General features: G+C 71.4%; 18 protein-coding genes and 1 pseudogene. 4 read left to right on the forward strand and 15 right to left on the reverse strand.

The genetic code is table 11. The annotated features are described in order from the left end of the window. Positions 1-53: 53 nt before the first annotated feature. A complete protein-coding gene (aceB, locus tag FPZ22_RS06670) occupies positions 54-1670 on the reverse strand; it encodes a malate synthase A (RefSeq protein WP_144891529.1) in 1617 nt (538 codons plus the stop codon). A 113-nt stretch (positions 1671-1783) separates the two neighbouring features. On the opposite strand from aceB, the gene FPZ22_RS06675 reads away from it, so the two are divergent. Then, the gene (locus FPZ22_RS06675; protein WP_144891531.1) at positions 1784-2746 is read left to right on the forward strand and encodes a LysR family transcriptional regulator; all 963 of its coding nucleotides are present in this window, start codon (positions 1784-1786) and stop codon (positions 2744-2746) included. A gap of 12 nt (positions 2747-2758) precedes the next feature. Here the strand turns inward: FPZ22_RS06675 and FPZ22_RS06680 are convergent, their stop codons facing one another. The 10 genes and pseudogenes from FPZ22_RS06680 to FPZ22_RS06725 all read right to left on the reverse strand — a co-directional run bounded on the left by FPZ22_RS06680 (position 2759) and on the right by FPZ22_RS06725 (position 12671). Further along, positions 2759-3793, reverse strand: coding sequence for an isoaspartyl peptidase/L-asparaginase family protein (locus FPZ22_RS06680; protein WP_144891533.1), 1035 nt, complete (start codon positions 3791-3793; stop codon positions 2759-2761). Positions 3794-3844: 51 nt separating this feature from the next. Continuing rightward, entirely contained in the window at positions 3845-4450 is a 606-nt protein-coding gene (locus FPZ22_RS06685; RefSeq protein ID WP_144891535.1) for a 1-acyl-sn-glycerol-3-phosphate acyltransferase, read from the reverse strand. A 15-nt stretch (positions 4451-4465) separates the two neighbouring features. Then, positions 4466-4882, reverse strand: a complete 417-nt coding sequence (gene arfB / locus FPZ22_RS06690) for an alternative ribosome rescue aminoacyl-tRNA hydrolase ArfB (protein ID WP_144891537.1) — start codon at positions 4880-4882, stop codon at positions 4466-4468. Further along, positions 4879-5562 carry a pseudouridine synthase gene (locus tag FPZ22_RS06695; protein ID WP_425463038.1) on the reverse strand — a complete coding sequence of 228 codons (684 nt, stop codon included), beginning with the start codon at positions 5560-5562 and terminating at the stop codon, positions 4879-4881. The genes arfB and FPZ22_RS06695 overlap by 4 nt, the downstream gene beginning before the upstream one ends. Positions 5563-5690: 128 nt before the next feature. Beyond that, positions 5691-7364, reverse strand: coding sequence for a ubiquinone biosynthesis regulatory protein kinase UbiB (gene ubiB / locus FPZ22_RS06700; RefSeq protein ID WP_144891539.1), 1674 nt, complete (start codon positions 7362-7364; stop codon positions 5691-5693). Continuing rightward, positions 7361-8027, reverse strand: a pseudogene (locus FPZ22_RS06705) (ubiquinone biosynthesis accessory factor UbiJ). The gene ubiB and the pseudogene FPZ22_RS06705 overlap by 4 nt, the downstream one beginning before the upstream one ends. A gap of 100 nt (positions 8028-8127) precedes the next feature. Further along, positions 8128-8286 (reverse strand): DUF1328 domain-containing protein, encoded by a 159-nt coding sequence (locus FPZ22_RS06710; protein ID WP_144891540.1) that lies wholly within the window; start codon positions 8284-8286, stop codon positions 8128-8130. Positions 8287-8347: 61 nt separating this feature from the next. Continuing rightward, positions 8348-9355, reverse strand: coding sequence for a 2-alkyl-3-oxoalkanoate reductase (gene oleD, locus FPZ22_RS06715; RefSeq protein WP_144891542.1), 1008 nt, complete (start codon positions 9353-9355; stop codon positions 8348-8350). 4 nt (positions 9356-9359) lie between these two features. Beyond that, positions 9360-11048, reverse strand: a complete 1689-nt coding sequence (oleC, locus tag FPZ22_RS06720) for an olefin beta-lactone synthetase (RefSeq protein WP_144891544.1) — start codon at positions 11046-11048, stop codon at positions 9360-9362. A gap of 33 nt (positions 11049-11081) precedes the next feature. Continuing rightward, positions 11082-12671, reverse strand: a complete 1590-nt coding sequence (locus tag FPZ22_RS06725) for a M20/M25/M40 family metallo-hydrolase (RefSeq protein WP_144891547.1) — start codon at positions 12669-12671, stop codon at positions 11082-11084. A 119-nt stretch (positions 12672-12790) separates the two neighbouring features. Here FPZ22_RS06725 and FPZ22_RS06730 point away from each other — a divergent pair, with 119 nt between their 5' ends. Then, the gene (locus FPZ22_RS06730; protein WP_144891549.1) at positions 12791-13243 is read left to right on the forward strand and encodes a YkgJ family cysteine cluster protein; all 453 of its coding nucleotides are present in this window, start codon (positions 12791-12793) and stop codon (positions 13241-13243) included. Between the two features lie 306 nt (positions 13244-13549). After that, positions 13550-14479 (forward strand): IS110 family RNA-guided transposase, encoded by a 930-nt coding sequence (locus FPZ22_RS06735; RefSeq protein ID WP_144890969.1) that lies wholly within the window; start codon positions 13550-13552, stop codon positions 14477-14479. Positions 14480-14495: 16 nt separating this feature from the next. Here the strand turns inward: FPZ22_RS06735 and FPZ22_RS06740 are convergent, their stop codons facing one another. From FPZ22_RS06740 to FPZ22_RS06750, 3 genes are read right to left on the reverse strand one after another with little or no spacing between them, the layout of a single operon-like run. After that, positions 14496-15413, reverse strand: a complete 918-nt coding sequence (locus FPZ22_RS06740) for an alpha/beta fold hydrolase (RefSeq protein WP_144894005.1) — start codon at positions 15411-15413, stop codon at positions 14496-14498. 56 nt (positions 15414-15469) lie between these two features. Continuing rightward, the gene (locus tag FPZ22_RS06745; protein WP_144891551.1) at positions 15470-16276 is read right to left on the reverse strand and encodes a glucose 1-dehydrogenase; all 807 of its coding nucleotides are present in this window, start codon (positions 16274-16276) and stop codon (positions 15470-15472) included. A gap of 12 nt (positions 16277-16288) precedes the next feature. After that, positions 16289-17140: a CPBP family intramembrane glutamic endopeptidase gene (locus tag FPZ22_RS06750; protein ID WP_144891553.1), complete on the reverse strand. Its 852-nt coding sequence runs from the start codon at positions 17138-17140 to the stop codon at positions 16289-16291. Positions 17141-17270: 130 nt separating this feature from the next. On the opposite strand from FPZ22_RS06750, the gene FPZ22_RS06755 reads away from it, so the two are divergent. After that, positions 17271-17999 (forward strand): UPF0149 family protein, encoded by a 729-nt coding sequence (locus FPZ22_RS06755; RefSeq protein WP_144891555.1) that lies wholly within the window; start codon positions 17271-17273, stop codon positions 17997-17999. Between the two features lie 166 nt (positions 18000-18165). On the opposite strand, the gene FPZ22_RS06760 is transcribed toward FPZ22_RS06755, so the two are convergent. Further along, positions 18166-18951, reverse strand: a complete 786-nt coding sequence (locus FPZ22_RS06760; RefSeq protein ID WP_144891557.1) for a TSUP family transporter — start codon at positions 18949-18951, stop codon at positions 18166-18168. Position 18952: the final 1 nt, after the last annotated feature.

Genomic DNA, 18952 nt, shown 5'->3' on the forward strand with positions numbered 1-18952 from the left:
ACGGGATTCGGGTCGCGGCTATAGCCGCTCCTGCAGGGGGCGGTGTCGCGGCCTCAGGCAAGCCGCTCGTACGCGGACAACGTCAGGAACTCCTCGAGCGTGTCGCTGCGGGTGAGCTCTCCCAGCATTCCGATGGCTTCGGCAACGCGGCCGGCGCCGGGAATCGGCCCCTGCGCGGCCAGGCGCGAAGGGAGGTCCAGCAGCGCCTGCCCGAACAGGCGGTCGTCGATCAGGGTGCCGTCGTCGAGGCACGCCGGGTCACCGCCGAGATCGCGCGCGTGCAGCCACTGCCACAGCTGCGCGCGCGCGATCTCGGCGGTGGCGGCGTCCTCCATCAGCCAGTGGATCGGCACGCAGCCGTTGCCGTCGAGCCAGGCGGCGAGGTAGCGCACGCAGACCTCGACGTTGCCCTCGAAGCCGGCGCGGGTGATGGTCCCCGGCGGGGGCCCGATCAGCGCGTCGCGGTCGGCGACGGCGTCATCGCGCACCACATCGTGCTGGTTCGGCCCGTGCATCACCGCGTCGAAGATCTCCTTCGCGAGGGGCACCAGCGCCGGATGCGCCACCCAGGTGCCGTCATGCCCGGCACGCGCCTCGCGCTCCTTGTCGGCGCGCACCCGCGCCAGCGCGGCCTCGTTCGCTTCCGGGTCGCCGGAAACCGGGATCTGCGCCGCCATGCCGCCCATCGCGTGCGCGCCGCGGCGGTGGCAGGTGCGCACCAGCAGCTCCGAGTACGCCTTCAGGAACGGCTGGGTCATGCCCACCTGGCCGCGCTCGGGCAGGGCCCGGTCGCGGTGGGCGCGGAAGGTCTTGATGTACGAAAAGATGTAGTCCCAGCGCCCGCAGTTGAGCCCGGCGACGCGGTCGCGCAGGGCATGCAGGATCTCGTCCATCTCGAACACCGCCGGCAGGGTCTCGATCAGCACCGTGACCTTGATGCACTCCGCCGGCAGGCCCAGCGCCTGCTCGATGTGCGTCAGCACGTCGTTCCAGAGCGCGGCTTCCTCCATCGACTGCAGCTTCGGGAGGTACAGGTAGGGGCCGCGGTCCTTCGCCGCCAGCGCGGCGCCGTTGTGCAGGCAGAAGAGGCCGGCGTCGAACAGGCTGGCCGAGATCCGGACGCCCTCCACCAGCAGATGCTTCTCGTCCAGGTGCCAGCCGCGCGGGCGCACGATCAGCACGGCCCGGTCGGCTTCGGGCTTCAGGCGATAGGACTTGCCGTTGTCGGCATCGAAGGCGAGCGTGCCGCCCACCGCCTCGCGCAGCGCGCGCTGGCCGGCGAGGAGCGCGTCCCAGGTCGGCGCGGTCGAGTCCTCGAAATCGGCCATGTAGCAGTTGGCGCCGGAATTGAGCGCGTTGATGACCATCTTCGGATCCACCGGCCCGGTGATCTCGACCCGGCGGTCGAGCAGGGCCCGGGGCAGGGGCGCCACGCGCCAGTCGCCGTCACGGATGGCGCGGGTGTCGGCGCGGAAGTCCGGCAGTCCGCCGGCGTCGAACACGGCCTGGCGCTCGCGGCGCGCGGCCAGCAGGCGCCGGCGCCGGGACTCGAAGCGCTGGTGCAGGCCGGCCAGCAGGACCAGGGCGTCACGGTCCAGCAGGTCGGGCGCGGGAGCCGCACCGGGCGCAGGCCGGGCTTCGGGGACGGCGGAACGGGGGGCTGCGGACATGGTCGGTTCCGGTGTGGCTCGCGACCACCATCCCCCCACGCCTGACTATTTGACAAAACACATATTGCAATGCGATTGATAAGTAACGCTTATATACAAGCAGGAATGCGGCCGTGGACCCTTCCCGCGCTCCCCGGTTCGCCTACAAGGGCGACCGTCTCAAGCCGCTCCGGGCCTTCTGCCAGGTGGCGCGCCTCGGCTCGGTCTCACGCGCGGCCGAGGCCCTGTACGTCAGCCAGCCCGCCGTCAGCCAGCAGCTGCAGGCGCTCGAACGCGAGATGGGCGCGCCGCTGTTCGAGCGCAGCGGGCGGCGAATGCTGCCCACGCGCGAGGGCGAGGCCCTGTACGAACTCGCCCGGCCGCTGGTCGAGGGCATCGACGCCCTGCCCGCCGCGTTCCGCCGCCAGCTGGCGGGCATGGACGCCGGCGAGCTCGAGATCGCCGCCAACAGCTCGACCATTCTCTATCTGCTGCCGCGCATCGTCGGCGCCTTCCGCGAGCAGCATCCCGACGTGCGCCTGCGCCTGCACAACACCATCAGCGCCGACGGCACCGACCTGCTGCGCGCGGACACGGTGGAGCTGGTGATCGGTTCGATGCTCGACGTGCCCGCCGACCTCAGCTACGTGCCGGTGTACTCGTTCACTCCGATGCTGATCGCGCCGCGCGACCACCCGCTGGCGGCCATGCCGCGGCTGACGCTGGAGGCGATCTCGCGGCACGGGCTGATCCTGCCGCCGCAGCGCCAGGTCACCTGGCGCCTGGTGGACCTGGTGTTCCAGCAGGCGCGGATGCCGTACTCGGTCTCGCTCGAGGTCGGCGGCTGGGAGGTGATCAAGCAGTACGTGGCCATGGGCCTGGGGATCTCGATCGTCAGCTCGATCTGCCTGGACGACGCCGACGCGGAACACCTCTCGATCCGCCCGCTGGATGCCTGGTTCCCGGCGCGCAGCTACGGCGTACTCGTGCGCAAGGGCAAGGTGCTGTCGCAGCAGGCGCGCGCCTTCATCGACCTCATCCGGCCCGATCTGTTCGTGCGCCGGAGCCGCGAGGACAGCGGGCACTCGGAGCGCTAGGCGACCCGGGCTTCAGTCCGCGGGCAGCGGCAGCGCCTCGTCCGCGAACACGGCCACGTGGGGCACGCCGTCGGCGCCGATCCAGCCGCGGTACATGCCCTCGGTGTTGAACGGGAAGGCGACGTTGCCGGTTGCATCCAGCGCGATCGCGCCGCCATTGCCCCCGGCGTCCACCACTTCGCCGTTGATCACCCCTTCTGACGCGGCGGCGATGCCCTCGCCGCGGTGGCGCACCCGGGCGCAGACCTCATGCGCCGCGGCGGTGCGGATGTAGAACTCGCCCCAGCCGGTGCCGGACACGGCGCAGCGGTCGTCGGCCCAGGTCCCGGCGCCGATGATCGGCGCATCGCCGATGCGTCCCCAGCGCTTGTTGGTCATGCCGCCCGTGGACGTGCCCGCGGCCAGATGGCCGTCCGCGTCCAGGGCCACCGCGCCCACGGTGCCAAAATACTTTCTGCCGTCGCGCCTTCCATCGACGGCGGCGCCGGCCTCCGCGCCCTCCGTGGCCTCCTCGCGCAAGGCACGCTGCAGCTGCTCCCAGCGCCGCTCGGTACGGAAGTACGAGGGATCGACCAGCTCGATGCCCTGTGCCTCGGCGAAGGTCTCCGCGCCGCTGCCCGCCATCATCACGTGCGGCGAATGTTCCATCACCGCGCGCGCCAGCAGGATCGGGTTGCGTACGCGGGTGACGCCGGCGATCGCACCGGCGCCGCGGTCGCGTCCGTCCATGATCGAGGCGTCGAGCTCGTTGCGGCCGTCGTGGGTGAACACCGCGCCGCGCGCGGCGTTGAAGGCCGGGTCGTCCTCGAGCACGGTGATGGCGGCGACCACCGCATCGAGCGCAGGGGCGCCCGCCTGCAGCTTCGCGTGGCCGGCGCGCAGCGCGCGTTCCAGGCCCGCGCGCGCCGCGGCTTCGTCCGCGGGGGACAGACCGGCGCGGACGACGCCGGCACCGCCGTGGATGGCGAGCACGGGCTCCGCGGCCGCCGCCAGCGGCGCCCATGCCAGCGTGGCGAGCATCATCGCCACAAGACCCGATCGTTTCATTCCTGCTCCTCCAGTTGTCCGACCGCCAGTGCGGCCTGCGAAGATACCGCTTCAGACCGAGCCGCGGTTGCGCCCCTGCCACGGCCGGTACCACTCGCGGACCCGCGCCATCTCCGCGGCATCGTCGTCGCCGACGCGGAACGGCGCACCCACTCCGATCACCCGGTCCGGATAGTGGAAGTACACCGGCACCACCGGCACGTCCGCCGCGCGCGCCACCTTGAGGAAGCCGCTCTTCCAGTGCTCCACGCGCCGGCGCGTGCCTTCCGGCGCCAGTCCGAACCAGAAGCGCTCGCTGCCGCGGATCATCTCCGCCACCTGCTCGACCACCCCGGCCGAGCGGCTGCGGTCCACCGCGATCACGCCCAGCGCGCGCAGCAGCGGCGCCAGCGGCCACCAGAACAGCTCGCGCTTGCCGAGGATCTTGATGTCCAGGCCCATCCCGAGCTTGGCGGCGAAGCCCCAGATGCCGTCCCAGTTCGACGAATGCGGCGCGGCGATCAGCACCACGCGCGGCTCGTCGGGGAACTCCCCGACCATGCGCCAGCCGCCGAGGCGGAGGATGCTGCGGCCCAGCCATCGCGTGAACCGGTTCGGCTTCACCCGCGGCACGTTCGCCGGCAGCACGGGCAGGATGTCGTCGTTCGCTCGGCCCATGCGCCCCTGTCCGCATCAGTCCCAGTCGCGGCCCGTGCGGCCGCGCTTGATCGTACTACGCTCGCGCTTGGCATCCAGCCGCCGCGCCTTCGCCGCGCGACTGGGCTTCGTGGCCACTCGCGGTTTCGGCGCATGCCGTCCGGATTCGATGAAGGCCGCCAGCCGCTCGCGCGCATCCTGGCGGTTGCGCTCCTGGGTACGGAAGCGCTGGGCATTGAGCACCAGCACGCCCTCCTCGGTGACGCGGCGGTCGCGCTTGGCCAGCAGCCGGGCGCGCACCGCGTCGGGCAGCGTGGGCGAGCTGGCGATGTCGAAGCGCAGCTCCACCGCGGTCGCGACCTTGTTGACGTTCTGGCCGCCGGGGCCGGACGCGCGCACGAAGCGTTCGACGATTTCGTCCTCCGGGATCCGGATGGCGGCGGGCGTGCTCATCGCTCGAAGAATGCCAGGGCGCGCGCGAACTCCGCGTCGGGCGGCGCGACCACCTCGACACGCCGCGTCGGGTCGCGCGGATGCGGAAACGCCAGCCGCTCGGCGTGCAGCAGCATGCGGTGGATGCCGAGCAGGCGGAAGCTGCGGTTGTGCCGGCCGTCGCCGTGGCTGGTGTCGCCGATCAGATGGTGCGAAAGATGCTTCAGGTGGCGGCGGATCTGCCGGAAGCGTCCGGTCTGCGGCCAGGCGCGCAGCAGCGTGTAGCGCGAGGTCTCGAAGCCGGCCGAGGGAATCGGCAGCTCCGTCATGGCCAGGCGCTCGAAACGCGTCACCGCCGGCTTCTTCTGCGGCTTGCCCGGGCCGCCGTCGAGCGGATGATCCACGATGAACTCCGCCTCCGCCGGCCAGCCGCGGCAGACCGCGAGATAGGCCTTGTCCACTTCGCCGGCCATCAGCGACCTGCCGAGGGCCGAGGCGGTGTCGCGGTCGAAGGCCAGCAGCAGGCAGCCGCTGGTGGCACGGTCGAGACGGTGCACAAGGTGCACCGGACGCCCGAACTGCGCGCGCAGGCGGTCGGCGGCGAAATCGGTCTCGCCGCGCGCCAGCCTGCTGTCGTGGACCATCAGTCCGGCGGGCTTGTCGACCACCGCGAAGCTGTCTTCCAGATGCAGGACCTGCAGCGTCCCGCCAGCTTCCGCAGGAGCCGCTGCAGGAGCAGCTGCAGCTGCGATCTCTTCCGCAACCGCGTCCTGCGACGGGTCGCAGCTGTAGCTGCGCCTACGGGGGGCGGGCACGGGACTGTCGGCGATCACGACCGCGGGCGCGCGGCCAGGATCGCCCACAGGCCCCCGAGCCCCGCCACCCACGCCGCCAGCGGCACCGACCACAGCCGCGGGCCGCCGGCCTCCAGCCCGTACAGCACCGACGCCGCGACCAGCAGGCCGACGCCCAGGATCGCGGCCACGATGCGCCGCTGCGACGCCCGCACCACCTGGGCCAGCTCGGCGATCTGCTCCGAGTGCATCCCCAGCCGGTGCCGCCCCTCGACCTGCTGCGTCAGCCAGGCGTGCAGCAGTCCCGGCATCTCCGGCGCGCGCGTGGCCAGCTCCGGCAGCCGGCGGCGGAACTCCGCGGCCAGGCGCTGGGGGCTGTAGCGTTCGGCCAGGATGCGCTCCAGCACCGGACGCGCCACCGCCCAGATATCGATCTCCGGGTCGAGGTGCCGGCTCACGCCTTCGACGTTGAGCAGGGTCTTCTGCAGCAGGATCAGCTGCGGCTGCAGGGTCAGCTGGAAGCGCTGCGCGGTGCGGAACAGCTTCAGCAGCACCTCGCCCAGGGAGAACTCCGACAGCGGCCGGGTGAAGTACGGCTCGCAGACGCCGCGCACCGCGGCCTCCAGTTCGTCCAGGCGCAGCGTCGACGGCATCCAGCCCGCCTGCACGTGCAGCTCGGCGATGCGCCGGTAGTCCTTGTTGAAGATCGCCATGAAATTCTCGGCGAGGTAGTACTGGTCCTCGCCCGAGAGCTGGCCGACGATGCCGAAGTCGAGCGCGATGAAACGCGGGTTGTGCCGCCGCGACGGATCCGGGTCGACCCAGATGTTGCCGGCGTGCGCGTCGGCGTGGAAGAAATTGTCGCGGAACACCTGGGTGTAGAACACGCGCACGGCCTTGGCCGCGAGCAGCTTGCGGTCCAGGCCGGCCGCTTCGATCGCAGCGATGTCGTCGCTGGGAATGCCGTGCACGCGCTCCAGGGTCAGGATGCGCTCGGTGCTGTGCGACCACACCGGGGCCGGCACGTAAAGGTCCGGCGAGCCGTCCCAGTGGCGGCGCAGGACGGAGGCGTTGGCGCCTTCGCGCTGCAGGTCGAGCTCGGCGGCGAGGGTGGCGGCGACCTCCTCCACCACCTCGTGCGGACGGATCTTCTCCGCGCGCGGATGGGTGCGCGCGACCAGGTCGGCGATGCGCCTGAGCAGGCGGATGTCGTCGGCGATGCGCGCGTCGATGCCCGGACGCAGCACCTTCACCACCACCTCGCGCGGCGCAGCGCCGTCGACGCCCGGGAGCAGCGCCGCGTGCACCTGCGCGACCGAGGCCGAGGCCAGCGGCACGATGTCGAAGCGCGCGAACGCCTCGGCCACCGTGCGACCGAGCTCCTGCTCCACGATCGTCCGCGCCTGCACGCCGTCGAACGGCGCGACCTGGTCCTGGAGCAGCGCCAGCTCGTCGGCGATGTCCGCCGGCACCAGATCCCGCCGCGTCGACAGCACCTGGCCGAACTTGACGAAGATCGGCCCCAGTTCCTGCAGTGCCAGGCGCACGCGCGCGCCGCGCGGCAGGCCGGTGACCGCGCTGCTCGCACGGGGGACGAACGGCCGCAGCAGCCACAGCCAGCGCCCGGCGGACGTGCCCTCGAACAGCGTATGCAGGCGATAGCGGAGCAGGACGCGCCCGATCCCCAGCGCGTGGAGGCCCGATCTCACCGTGCGCCCCCGACGGCCGCGGCGGCCGCGGCCAGGTGTGCGATGCGCGCGGCAAGGCGCTCGACGTCGTCCCGCAGCACGTCGACGTCATCGTGGAACGCATCGAGCTCGTGGCGGCCGACGACGTCCCGCGATTCTTCCACCACGTACTCGGCCGCCGCGGCGGCGAAGCCGGCGCCGGCCCGGCGCGCGCCCGTCAGCGCAGCGGCGACACCGTTGGCCACCTGCATGCCGGCCACCTCGCCGAACGCGACCACGAACGGCCGCTGCCAGTCCGGATCGAAGCGTTGAGCCATCCGCTGCAGCGCGCGCGCCAGCTCCGCATCGCCTTCGATGCGCAACCGCCCACTCGGCGTGGCATGGTCGTCGCCCTTGCCGAGCAGGCCCTGCAGCTGCCCGACCAGTCCCCCCCAGCGTGGTACGCACCGCAAGGTCGGGCTCGACGCCGGCGTCCACGGGACCCACGCGCAGGGCCTCGCCATCGACGCGGATCGACATCGCCAGCGGCGGTGAGGCGAGGTGCAGGGCGATGTGCCGCCCGTCCAGCCGCGAAAGCGCCTGGCGGGTGTCGTCGTCCAGGGACAGCGCGCGGTTGAGCGCGGATTCCAGTGCGCGGCCGGCCAGCGGTTTCAAGCCGGACAGCGGGGAAGGGGATCGGGCCATGGCCGGCATTGTAGCGGCCGGCCCGCCCGCGTCAGGCCCCGGAGCGGAGCCGGCGCATGCCCCGTCGGCGCGCCGCGTGGAACGGCGCCCGCAGCGCGGCTCAGACCCTGCGGCCGCGGAAGAACGAGATCGCGGCCAGCACCAGGAACACGACGAACAGGATCCACGCGATGTTGGTGGCGGCGCCGGCGACGCCGCTGAATCCAAGCACGGCGGCGACCAGCGCGATGATCAGGAAGATGATGGCGTAGCTCAGCATGGCGGCTCTCCAGTCCGTCGGGACACGGACGGCTGGAGCCATGGTTGCCGGGGGCCGGTCGTCAGAAGGTGACGGCACCGGAGCCATGGGAGGCGGCCAGCCGCGCCAGCCCCTCGGCGATCGACACCCGCGGCACGTATCCGAGGTCGCGGGTGGCCGGCGCCATGTCGTACCAGTGCGTGGTGCTGAGCTGCTCGGCCAGGAAGCGGGTCATGGGCGGCTCGCCTTTCAGCCGCAGCAGCGGCCACAGTGCTTCGCAGGCGGCCCCGGCCACATAGGCCACGCGGAAGGGAATGCTGGCCTCGACCTCGGGCGCGCCGCTGGCACGCAGCAGGGCATTGAGGATCGTGCGCACCGCCATCGGTTCGCCGTTGCTGATGAAGTAGGCGCGGCCGGCGCAGGCGGCGCCGACGTCGAGGCGTTCCAGCGCGTCGAAGTGGGCCTGGGCGGCATTGTCGATATAGGTGGTGTCGATGCGGTTCATGCCGTCGCCGACGAAGCGCAGGCGACCGGCGCGGGCGCGTTCGGCCAGGCGTGGCACGAGCTGGTTGTCGCCCGGGCCCCAGATCAGGCGCGGCCGCAGGGCGACGGTGGCCAACGTGTCGTCGTTGGCGGCCAGCACCACCTTCTCCGCGATCAGCTTGGTGGCCGCGTACGGCGACTTGAGGTGCTCGCCGTAGGGGACGGTGTCCGCGGTGCCCCCTTCCACCGGATGCGTGGCGCGGTGGGTGACGCTGGGCGTGGAGGTGTAGACCAGCTTCGGCACGTAGTGCTCACGGCAGCCGGCCAGCACGTTGCCGGTGCCCATGACGTTGGCGCGGTGGTAGCTGTCGTAGCTGCCCCAGGCCCCCGCCTTGGCGGCGTTGTGCAGCACCGCGTCCATGCCGGCGCAGGCGTCGATCACCGACTCGCGGTCGGCGAGATCCCCTTGCAGCTGGCGCACTCCTATCGCGTCGAGCTGCGGGTACCGCCCGCGGTTGAAGCTGGTGACCTCGTGCCCCCGTTCCACCAGTCCGCGGCACAGGGCCTGGCCCAGGAACCCGCCCCCGCCCGTCACCAGTACCCGCACCTTGCTACGCCTCCTGCCCGACCGGTTCGAATGCCCTGCCGCGGCGCAGCTCGCGCGCGGCCCACGCGGCCAGCTTCTCCCGGCCGATTTTCGCATTGTGGCGGATGTCGACCGGGAACGCAGGGTGGAAGGCGAAGGTGTCGACCGCGGCGGTATGCACGAAGCCTTCGCCCAGATGGCGCAGCTCGCCGGCGATGCGCGCGTGCTCGGACTTCCCGATGCCGGACCGGAGTTCGACGCAGAGCAATGGCCGCTGGTGTCCCCGCTCGCCGATGCCGACCAGCGCCGTGCGGCGGACTTCGGGATGGGTGTCGAAGACCGGTTCGACCTGCTCGGTGCACAGGGTGCCGGCCGCGGTGACCACGCGCTGCGACTTCCGGCCGCAGAACCAGAGGCGGCTTTCGGCGTCGAACCAGCCCAAGTCGCCCATGCGGTGGACGATCCGGTCGGCCGCGGCGGCCGCGCCATCGCCATCGCCCCTCTCCAGGATCTTGGCCAGCCGCGTCTGCGCTTCGCGGTTGAAGTAGCTGTCGGTGGCGGAGGGGCCGGCGACGGTGATCTCGCCGACCTGGCCCGGCTCCACGAGCAGCGCGTCCGACCATTCGGCGATGGCCTCGTCGCTGATGCGGATGATGCGCACCTCGTTCGGCGGCACCGGACGGCCGACGCAGGTCCCCGCGCCCGCCGCGGTGCGCTCGCGCAGGGTGACCAGTTCGCGGCCCTCGATCACGGCCACCGGCAGGCACTCGGTCGCGCCGTACGGCGTCCAGAACTGCGCGTCGTCGGGCAACAGCCCGCGCATCTTCGCCACGACGTCGGCGGGTACGGGTGCACCGGCCGAGGTCACGCGGGTGATCGTGGGCAGTGGTTCACCGTACCCGGCCAGCACCCGCATCAGCGCCGGCGAGCCGAACAGCTGGGTCACGCCGAAGCGGGCGATCGCCGCGTGCAGCTTCCGCGGATCGGCCTTCGCGGGACGGGTGGGATCCATGTCCGGGATGACCGAGGTCAGGCCCAGCGCCGGGTCGAACAGCGCGAACGGCGGGAAGGTGGGGAAATCCACGCCGCCCGCGTCGATGCCGAAGGCGCCGCGGAGCATGTCGACCTGGGCGACGAAGTGCCGGTGCCTGTACACGACGCCTTTGGGCACCCCGGTGGAGCCGCTGGTGAACAGGATGCCGGCGACGTCGTCGGGCGCGGTGGCGGTCAGCTGCGGACCCGCGCCGGCGCCTTCGCGCTCCACCTCGGCCAGCGTGGCGTCGGCCAGGCGGGCACGACGTCCGGTGGTGATGCGCAGCCTCGCCGCCTTCGCCCAGCCCAGCAACGCGCGCGCGAACATCGCGAGCGGAACGCCGATGAACGCGTCCGGTTCGGCTTCGTCCAGGCATTGTTTCAGCGCGCGCTTGTCGATCCCGGGATCCACCAGCACCGGCACCGCGCCGACCTTGAACAGCGCGTACATCAGCAGGAAGAACTCCGGCGTGGGCCGCACCATGACCACCGTGCGGCTGCCGCGCGAGATCCCGCGCCGGGCCAGGCCGGCGGCGATGGCATCGCTGCGCCGGTCGAGTTCACCGTAGCTGAGCGCCACGCCGTAGCGGCCGTGCCGGCCGGGACAGCGCATGGCGATGCGGTCCGGCGCCTCGGCGGCCAGCCGCGGCAGCGCCGCGGCGATGTTGCAGGCTTCGGTCATCGGCAGATTATCGCCGCTCCGTGCACCGCGGGTTCATGGCGATGGGCCGGCCCTGTCCTCCATCGCTCCCAGGGCGAACAGCATGTCGACGTAGGACTTCTCGATCTCCGCGAGCCCCGCGGCCTCCACGCCGGGGGCCGGGTGGATCAGCATGTATTCGTCGGGCGCGTGCGCGCCGGATCCGTGGCCGAGCCCGCCGAACACGAAGGGCAGTCCCAGGGTACGGGTGAACTGGTAAAAGGGCGCGCTGCCCGCCAGCCAGGGCGCGACGCGCAGCCGGGTGCCGTACTTGTTGAAGACCCCGATCGAGGCCCGCACCAGCGGTTCGTCGACGGAGGTCGTGGCCGCCGGATAGCCCGACATCGGCCGCACCGTGATCCGGTCGAAGCCGTTCGCGTCCAGGTGCGCGCGCAGCATGCGGTAGGCGGTGTCGGGCTCGAGCCCGGGAGGCAGGCGCGAATCCATCTTGGCCGTCGCCACGTGCGGCAGGATGGTCTTCACCCCCTCGCCGGTATAGCCGCTCCAGATCCCGTCGATGTTGAGCGTCGGGTCGTAGAGGTTGCGCACGATGGCGTCGCGGCCCTCGTCGCCGTCGATCCACCGCGCCACTCCCAGGGCCTCCTGCATCCGGCGATCGTCGGCATCCCGCGCCAGCGCATTGACCAGGCGCTGTTCGGCCAGGTCCGGCGCCTTCACCGCGTCGTAGTAGCCCGGGATCAGGATGGTGTTGCCGTCGGGCGTGGTCATCGAGGCGATGGCCTGCACCAGGCGCAGCGCCGGCGAATCCACCAGCGCCTTGAGCGAGCCGTGCACTTCGGCCTTCGCCGGCCCGCCCCACTCGCCGCCCCTGGACTCCAGCTCGAAGTAGATGATGCCCTTGACGCCCAGGTTGAGCGTCGCGTCCCCGGCCGGATCCTGGATGTTCATCGGAAAGAACGCCCCGTCCGCCTTCCGCAGCCGGTCCAGCCAGGGCGCCACCACCGCGCCGAAGTTGGGCGAACCCAGCTCTTCCTCGCCCTCGGCGACCACGTACAGGTTCACCGGCAGAGTGCCCCGGGTCCGGAGGATGGCGTCCACCGCATTGAGGAAGGCCCGCTGCGGCCCTTTCTGGTTGGTGGCGCCGCGCGCCATCAGCACCGTGCCCAGCTCGTGCTCGACCAGCTCGCCGGCGAAGGGATCGTCGATGCGCCAGTTGTCCTCGACCGGTTGCACGTCATACATCATGTAGACCACCAGGCTGCGGTCGGCGCCGGCGTCGTAATGGCCCAGGACGCCCGGGTGCCCCGGCGTCTCCACCAGCTCCACCTCCTGGAAGCCCAGTGCGCGCAGGTCGTCCGCGAGCAGCTGCGCCATGTCGCGGATGCCGTCGTCCTGGGCGCTGATGGAGCGCTGGCGCACCCAGCGCTGCAGCCCCGCCACGTGCGCGTCCAGGTCGGCGTCGATGCGCGCATGGACGTCGGCGTGGTCGCCGGCATAGGCCGGGATCCCGGAGGGGTCGAAGGCTTCCCCGGTGGTGAAAACGCGCTCGGGACGCGGGTCCTGCGCCTCCGCCTCCGCCGGCGTCGCCAACAGGAACGTCCCCGACAGAAGGATGCGGAGCGCAATCGAACCGGCACGCGTCATGGCCAATCTCCAGGCAGTTCCGAGGGACTGTATAACGTGCGGCAACTCCGGTGCAGCGCCCCCTTGCGCGACGCCGGCGCGATGGAAAAAATTCTTCCAGCCCTCCAACGGCCCCGCCGATGCCCCATCCCTGCCTGAGCTGCGGTGCCTGTTGCGCCCACTACCGGGTCAGCTTCCACTGGTCGGAGGCCGAGCCCGCGCTGGGCGGCCGGGTCCCGCCCGAGCTGACCGTGCCCCTGCGCAGCCACGAACGCGCCATGCGCGGCACCGCAGGTGGCGACCGTCCGCGCTGCATCGCGCTGGACGCCGACATCGGCCGCCGCTCCCGCTGCAGCATCCATCCGGTCCGCCCGCAGGCCTGCCGCGACGTGGCGGCCTCGTGGGAGTCAGGCGCACCCAGCCGGCAGTGCGACCACGCCCGCCTGGCCCACGGCCTGCCCGTGCTGACCCCGGCCGACTGGATCTGGCGCGAGGCCGCGGCCAACGACCGCGACGCCAACCCGGACGGCAGCGACACTCCCGACGACCGCGGCACGCCTCCGCCCGCGCCGCCGCCCACCATCGCGGCCTGATCCACCCCTGTAGGAGCGGCTACAGCCGCGATGCGCGGCATCCGATCCCGCAGGAGCAGCGACAGCTGTGATCCCTGGCGGCCATCGCAGCTATAGCTGCTTGTGTCTTCGCTTTGGCCTAGCGTGCAGGTGAGAGCGGAGTGCGGGACGCCGACAAGCTGGGGTGCCCTGAAGCACGTGTAGGAGCCAGGGCGCCCGCACTCCACGCTCTTGCCAGAGCCCGAACAGTTGAACGAGTCAGCAGCTCGCACTGCACAAGCATGGGCCGGCAAGAGTGCTCTCCCGTCCAGTCTAGGAGAGAAGCAGATGTCTGTGTTCGTGGGGATCGACGTGGCCAAGGCCACGCTGGCGGTGGCGCTGCGGCCCAACGGAGAGGTGTTCGAGGTGGCCAACAGCTCGGCCGGGCACCGGTCGCTGGCGCAGCGGCTGCGGAAGCTGCCGGTGGAACGGGTGCTGCTGGAGGCGACCGGCGGCTACGAGCGGGCGGTGATGGCTGCCCTGCAGGATGAATGGCCGGTGGTGCGCGTGCCACCGCACCGGGCGCGCTCGTTTGCCACTGCGATGGGCCGGACCGCCAAGACCGACCCGATCGACGCGGCCATGCTGGCCCATATGGCGGAGGTGACCGAAATGCCGCCGGCCGCTGCGGAAACGCCGCAACAGCAGCGGCTGCAGGCGTTGGTGCAACGCCGTGCGCAGGTGGTGCAGCAACGCGACGACGATCGGCGTCGGCTGCAGCAGGTACAGGGCCAGCCGCTGGTGGTGGCCAGCCTGAAGCGCCTGCTGCGCGCGCAGCAGGCGGAGATCGCGCTGCTGGACAAGGCCATCACCCAAGCCGTGGCTGACGCCGACAGCGAGCGTTCCGCCCAACTGCGGGCCGTACCCGGGATCGGCCCGGTGACCGCCGCCACCCTGATCGCCTTCCTGCCCGAGCTGGGGCAGATCGAACGCCGGCAGATCGCCGCCCTGGTCGGCGTTGCTCCCTACAACGCCGACAGCGGCGGCAAGCGCGGCTTGCGGCGCATCCAGGGCGGCCGTGCCGGAATCCGGCGCGTGCTGTACATGGCCACATGGAGCGCCATCCGCGCCCAGCCCGCCCTGAAGCGACGCTATGAGGCTCTAAGGAGCCGCGGCAAATGCGCCAAGGTGGCCCTGGTTGCCTGCATGCGCGCCTTCCTCGGGCAGATCAACGCCATGCTCAGGGATGGCAAACCCTGGCAGCCAGCCTCGGTCTGAAAAAAGACAGTTGCTCCTACAGGGGGTTGCGGTCCAGGAACGCGCGGATCGCCGGCACCAGCACCTCGTGCCTGTCCTCCAGAACGTAGTGCGCGGCGTCCTCGAACGCCATCACCTCCGCGCCCGGCAGTTCGGCCTGGAAGCGCTCCAGGAAGTGTCGATCGAACACGAAGTCCTTCAGCCCCCAGCCGATGAAGACCGGCAGGCCCGCGTACTCGTGCAGGCGACGGCCCGATTCTTCCAGCAGCGGCCACGCGCGGTCCTTCGGCGACAGCGGGATGTCCTGCATGAAGCGGATCGTTGCGATGCGGTTCTTCCAGCTGTCGTAGGGCGCGACATAGGCGCGGCGCACCTCGGGCGGCATCCGCCGCGCCACGCCCAACCACGACGCGCCGGCGGAGAACGCGTTGAAGCCACGGATCACCATCTCGCCGAGGTCGTAGTCGCGGCCGAGCGCGATCTGCCAGGGCATGGCCTTGGCCCCCGGCATCGGGAACGCCGCCGTGTTGAGGATCACCAGCCGCTTCACCTGCGCCTGGTGCGACAGCGCCCAGCCGAAGCCGACCATCCCGCCCCAGTCGTGCACAGCCAGCGTCACCGGGCCGTCGATGCCGAGATGGTCGAGCAGGGTGGCCAGGTCCTCGACGCGCGACTGCAGCGTGTAGTCGTAGCGCGGCACCGCGTTGCGCGCGTCGTCGGGCTTGTCGGACAGGCCCATGCCGACGTGGTCGGGGACGATGCAGCGGTACCCCTTGCCGGAAGCGGGATCGGACAGTCCCGCCACCAGCGTGCGCCAGTAGTAGCTCCATGACGGGTTGCCGTGGAGCATGACCACGACCTCGCCGTCACGCGGGCCCTCGTCGAGATAGCTCATCTCGATGCCCGGGCGGACCTGGAGGCGGTGGCGGGTGGCGGGGTAACCGGGGAGATGCATCGGCGCGCGGAAGACTGCAGTGGCCGCCATTGTAAGTCCGCGGCCGCGGGCCGGGCCTAGTGCGAAGGGACGGCCACGGAACCGGCCAGGATGCCGCCGTCGATGTTGAGCTCGGCGCCAGTGATGTAGCAGGCCTCGTCCGAGGCCAGCATCACCGCCATCGCCGCGACCTCCTCCGGCGTGCCGAAGCGCCTGAGCGGCGTGTCCTGGACGAACATCGCCATGTTCGCGTCGCGCTCGGGGCCCGTCCCCAGCATCGGCTCCCACATCGGCGTGAGGATGGCGGCCGGATGGATCGAATTGCACCGCACCTGCATGCCCTGCCCGGCGCAATACAGCGCGACCGTCTTGGTGTGGTTGCGCACGCCGGCCTTGCTCGACGCATAAGCCGCCGCCGCGGGGATGCCGACCAGGCCGGAGCGCGACGAAATGTTGATGATCGACCCGGTTCCGGTGGCGCGCATCGCGCGGATCGCGTGCTTGCAGCCCAGGAACACCCCGTCGAGGTTGGTTTCGTGGACCGACCGCCAGGCCGCGAGCGAGGCGTGCTCCGGATCGTGCGGGCCGGCATGGCCTTCGAAGCCGGTGATGCCGGCATTGTTCACCACCACGTCGAGCCGCCCGTGCGCCCGCAGCACCGCGTCGGTGGCCTCGCGCCAGTCGGTTTCATCGCGAACGTCCAGCCGAAGGAATTCCGCGCGATCACCCAGGGAGGCGGCGACCCGGGCGCCCTGCTCCACATCGATGTCGGTGACCTGCACCCACGCCCCTTCGGCGACGAAGGCCCTCGCGATGGCCTCGCCGATTCCCCGCGCCGCCCCGGTCACCAGGGCCACCTTGCCCATCAGTCGCTTGTTGCCCATGTACTCATGTCCTCATGCCAATGTCGTTCGTGGCGGCACGCCGGCTCCGTCGGCCCGCTGGTGCCACCACCACCACGCGACCGCGAACACGGTCGAGGCCGCCAGCAGCACCATCGTCGGTTCCGGTCCGCGGGCCTCGAACAGCAGGGTGGGCGCGTTGCCGAGCGCATGCACGCCGACGACGAAGAACAGGCTGCGGGTGGCGGCATACATCAGCGCCAGCACCAGCCCGGTCGCGAACAGGGCCAGCACCATGCCGGCCAGTTCGGCCGGAGCGGCACCGGCCGCCAGTCGCGCCGGCACGTGGAGCAGGGCGAACAGCGCCTGCGACAGCAGCAGGGCCAGCATCCAGGCCCAGCGCACCGGAACGCGGCTCGCGGCCTGCAGCGCCAGCTGCGGCCACAGCCACGCACGGAAGACGGTTTCCTCGACCAGCGCGGTGCCCAGCAGCTGCGCCAGCAGCGCACCGGGCAGCATTCCACCGCGCGCCCAGCCGGCCTGCCAGGTGGGCGGCACGCCTTCCAGGCACGCGGCGAGGATCGTGGATGCCTGCATCGCCAGCCACAGCAGCAGGGTCGCGGCCAACGCGGGCGGCAGCGCGTCCAGACGCCAGCCCAGTCCACCGGGCCGTTGCCGGCCGGGCCCGAATACCAGCCCGAGCATTCCCAGCCCGAGCAGCAACGCCAGCCCCAGCGTCGGCTGGAGCCAGCCCCCGCTGGCGTCCTGCAGCGCCTGGAGCAGGTGCATCGGCAAGCCTGCAGAGAACGTCCAGGCCGCGAAGGCCGCACCATAGAGCAGCACGGCCACCACCACCCAGGGCGGCGACGCGATCGCGGAGCGCAGCGGGTAAGCGTTCGTGGCCACGGCCGGTTGCCAGGGAGTCCGGTGAACGCGCGATGTTCTGCCGCCGCCGCCCCGGCCTCGCGGGCCGGAAGTCACGCGCGCAGCGGCCGCAGGGCTACCATGCGTGCCCCCGTCCGACTGGCCCGCCTCCGTGACCGCGACCCCGCCCTACCTCGACGACGCGCAGATCGAGCGCCTGTCCGAACTGCTCGACCGCCGCGCTGTCCCGTTCAAGGGCTTCAACCTCGAGGCGCTGGACGGTTTCCTGACCGCGCTGGCGGTCTCGCCCTCGCTGGTCCTTCCCAGCGAATGGCAGCCGGTGGTCTGGGGCGGCAAGCCGCCGCGCTGGCAGGACGAGGACGAGGCCCTCCAGGTCCAGCAGCTGCTCATGGGCCACTGGAACATGTGCACCGCCCGCGTGCGCCACGACGACAGCGACCTGCCCGACCACTTGGCGCCGCTGATGTGGCTGCCCGAGGATCCGGAGCTCACCGGCGACGCCCTGCGCGAGGACGAGCTCGACGTCGGCAGCGACTGGGCCCACGGCTTCTTCGAGGGCGTGGCGCTGCGCGAGAACGAGTGGGATGCGTGGCTGGACGCGCACGACTGGATCGAGGACGTCTTCGACGCCATCGACCGGCTGCTCACAGGTGAGGCGCTCAATCCCGACGACCCGACCGCGGAGGCGATGCCGGTCGACTACCGCGAGCGGCTGGGGATCATCCTGGACATCCCGGGGATGATGGCCGACCTCAACCACCACCGCGTCCTGGCGTTGACCCCGCGCACGCCGATCCGGCGCGAGGTGGAGACGGGGCGCAATGATGCGTGTCCTTGCGGGAGCGGGAAGAAGTACAAGAGGTGCTGTGGGCTGAACTGAATCAACGCACTACCGCGCTCGGGTTTCACCGTCCCACTCGCGGGCGAAGGCGCGCGCGGTCGAGGATCTCGGTGAGGCTCAGCGACATGCGATGGGAGTCCTGCTCTCGACTCGCGCGCGCCCGTGACGGCTTCAAGGAAAATTGAATACCATTGAGGCCACCGGATCAGATCGACCTCGCCCACTCCACCAGCGGATTCCCCGGCTCCATCAGCAGCTTCGTCGTCAGCACCAGCGACATCACCACCAGCAGCGGCCGGATCAGCCGCGCGCCGGCCCGGCCCAGCGCCAGATGCGCGCCCAGCTGGCCGCCGGCGATGCTCGCCACCGCCATCACCAGGCCTACCGACCACAGCACCTTTCCGCCGATCACCAGCGTGGCCAGCGCCGCGACGTTGCTCGCCAGGTTCAGGAGCTTGGTATGCGCCGTGGCCGACACAAGGCCCATGCCGAACAGGGCCACCAGCGCCGTGGCCATGAACGATCCGGTGCCCGGCCCGAAGAAGCCGTCGTAGAAGCCCAGCGCGAACATGATGGTGACCAGCGCCGCATGACCCAGCCGCGCGTGGCGCTCGGCTTCGCTGGCCTTCGGGCCGAGCAGGAAATACGCCGCCATCGCCACCAGCAGCACCGGCACCAGGCCGGAGAGGAAGGACGGATCCACCCGCTGGATCGCGATCGCGCCGCCCACCGAGCCCGTGAACGCACCCACGACGGGCCACAGGAAGCGCCGGAAATCGATCCGCCCCTGGCGCGCGAAGGCCAGCACGGCGCTCGTGGTGCCGAAGCTCGACTGCAGCTTGTTGGTGGCGATCGCCTGCACCGGCGGGATGCCCGCGGCCATCAGCGCGGGGATGGTGATCAGCCCGCCGCCGCCGGCCAGCGCATCGATGGTGCCGGCGACGAAGGCCGCCAGCGCCAGCAGGGCCAGCACCTCGAAACCGAATTCCATG

It is taken from the genome of Luteimonas granuli (assembly GCF_007795095.1).
Classification (GTDB): Bacteria; Pseudomonadota; Gammaproteobacteria; order Xanthomonadales; family Xanthomonadaceae; genus Luteimonas; species Luteimonas granuli.

Excerpts from the sequence above, each read along its gene's own strand:
- FPZ22_RS06685 (WP_144891535.1), bottom strand. The coding sequence starts at position 4,450 with ATGGGCCGAGCGAACGACGACATCCTGCCCGTGCTGCCGGCGAACGTG.
- aceB (WP_144891529.1), bottom strand. The coding sequence starts at position 1,670 with ATGTCCGCAGCCCCCCGTTCCGCCGTCCCCGAAGCCCGGCCTGCGCCC.
- FPZ22_RS06740 (WP_144894005.1), bottom strand. The coding sequence starts at position 15,413 with ATGCATCTCCCCGGTTACCCCGCCACCCGCCACCGCCTCCAGGTCCGC.
- arfB (WP_144891537.1), bottom strand. The coding sequence starts at position 4,882 with ATGAGCACGCCCGCCGCCATCCGGATCCCGGAGGACGAAATCGTCGAA.
- FPZ22_RS06745 (WP_144891551.1), bottom strand. The coding sequence starts at position 16,276 with ATGGGCAACAAGCGACTGATGGGCAAGGTGGCCCTGGTGACCGGGGCG.
- FPZ22_RS06710 (WP_144891540.1), bottom strand. The coding sequence starts at position 8,286 with ATGCTGAGCTACGCCATCATCTTCCTGATCATCGCGCTGGTCGCCGCC.
- FPZ22_RS06735 (WP_144890969.1), top strand. The coding sequence starts at position 13,550 with ATGTCTGTGTTCGTGGGGATCGACGTGGCCAAGGCCACGCTGGCGGTG.
- oleC (WP_144891544.1), bottom strand. The coding sequence starts at position 11,048 with ATGACCGAAGCCTGCAACATCGCCGCGGCGCTGCCGCGGCTGGCCGCC.
- FPZ22_RS06760 (WP_144891557.1), bottom strand. The coding sequence starts at position 18,951 with ATGGAATTCGGTTTCGAGGTGCTGGCCCTGCTGGCGCTGGCGGCCTTC.
- FPZ22_RS06725 (WP_144891547.1), bottom strand. The coding sequence starts at position 12,671 with ATGACGCGTGCCGGTTCGATTGCGCTCCGCATCCTTCTGTCGGGGACG.
- FPZ22_RS06680 (WP_144891533.1), bottom strand. The coding sequence starts at position 3,793 with ATGAAACGATCGGGTCTTGTGGCGATGATGCTCGCCACGCTGGCATGG.
- FPZ22_RS06730 (WP_144891549.1), top strand. The coding sequence starts at position 12,791 with ATGCCCCATCCCTGCCTGAGCTGCGGTGCCTGTTGCGCCCACTACCGG.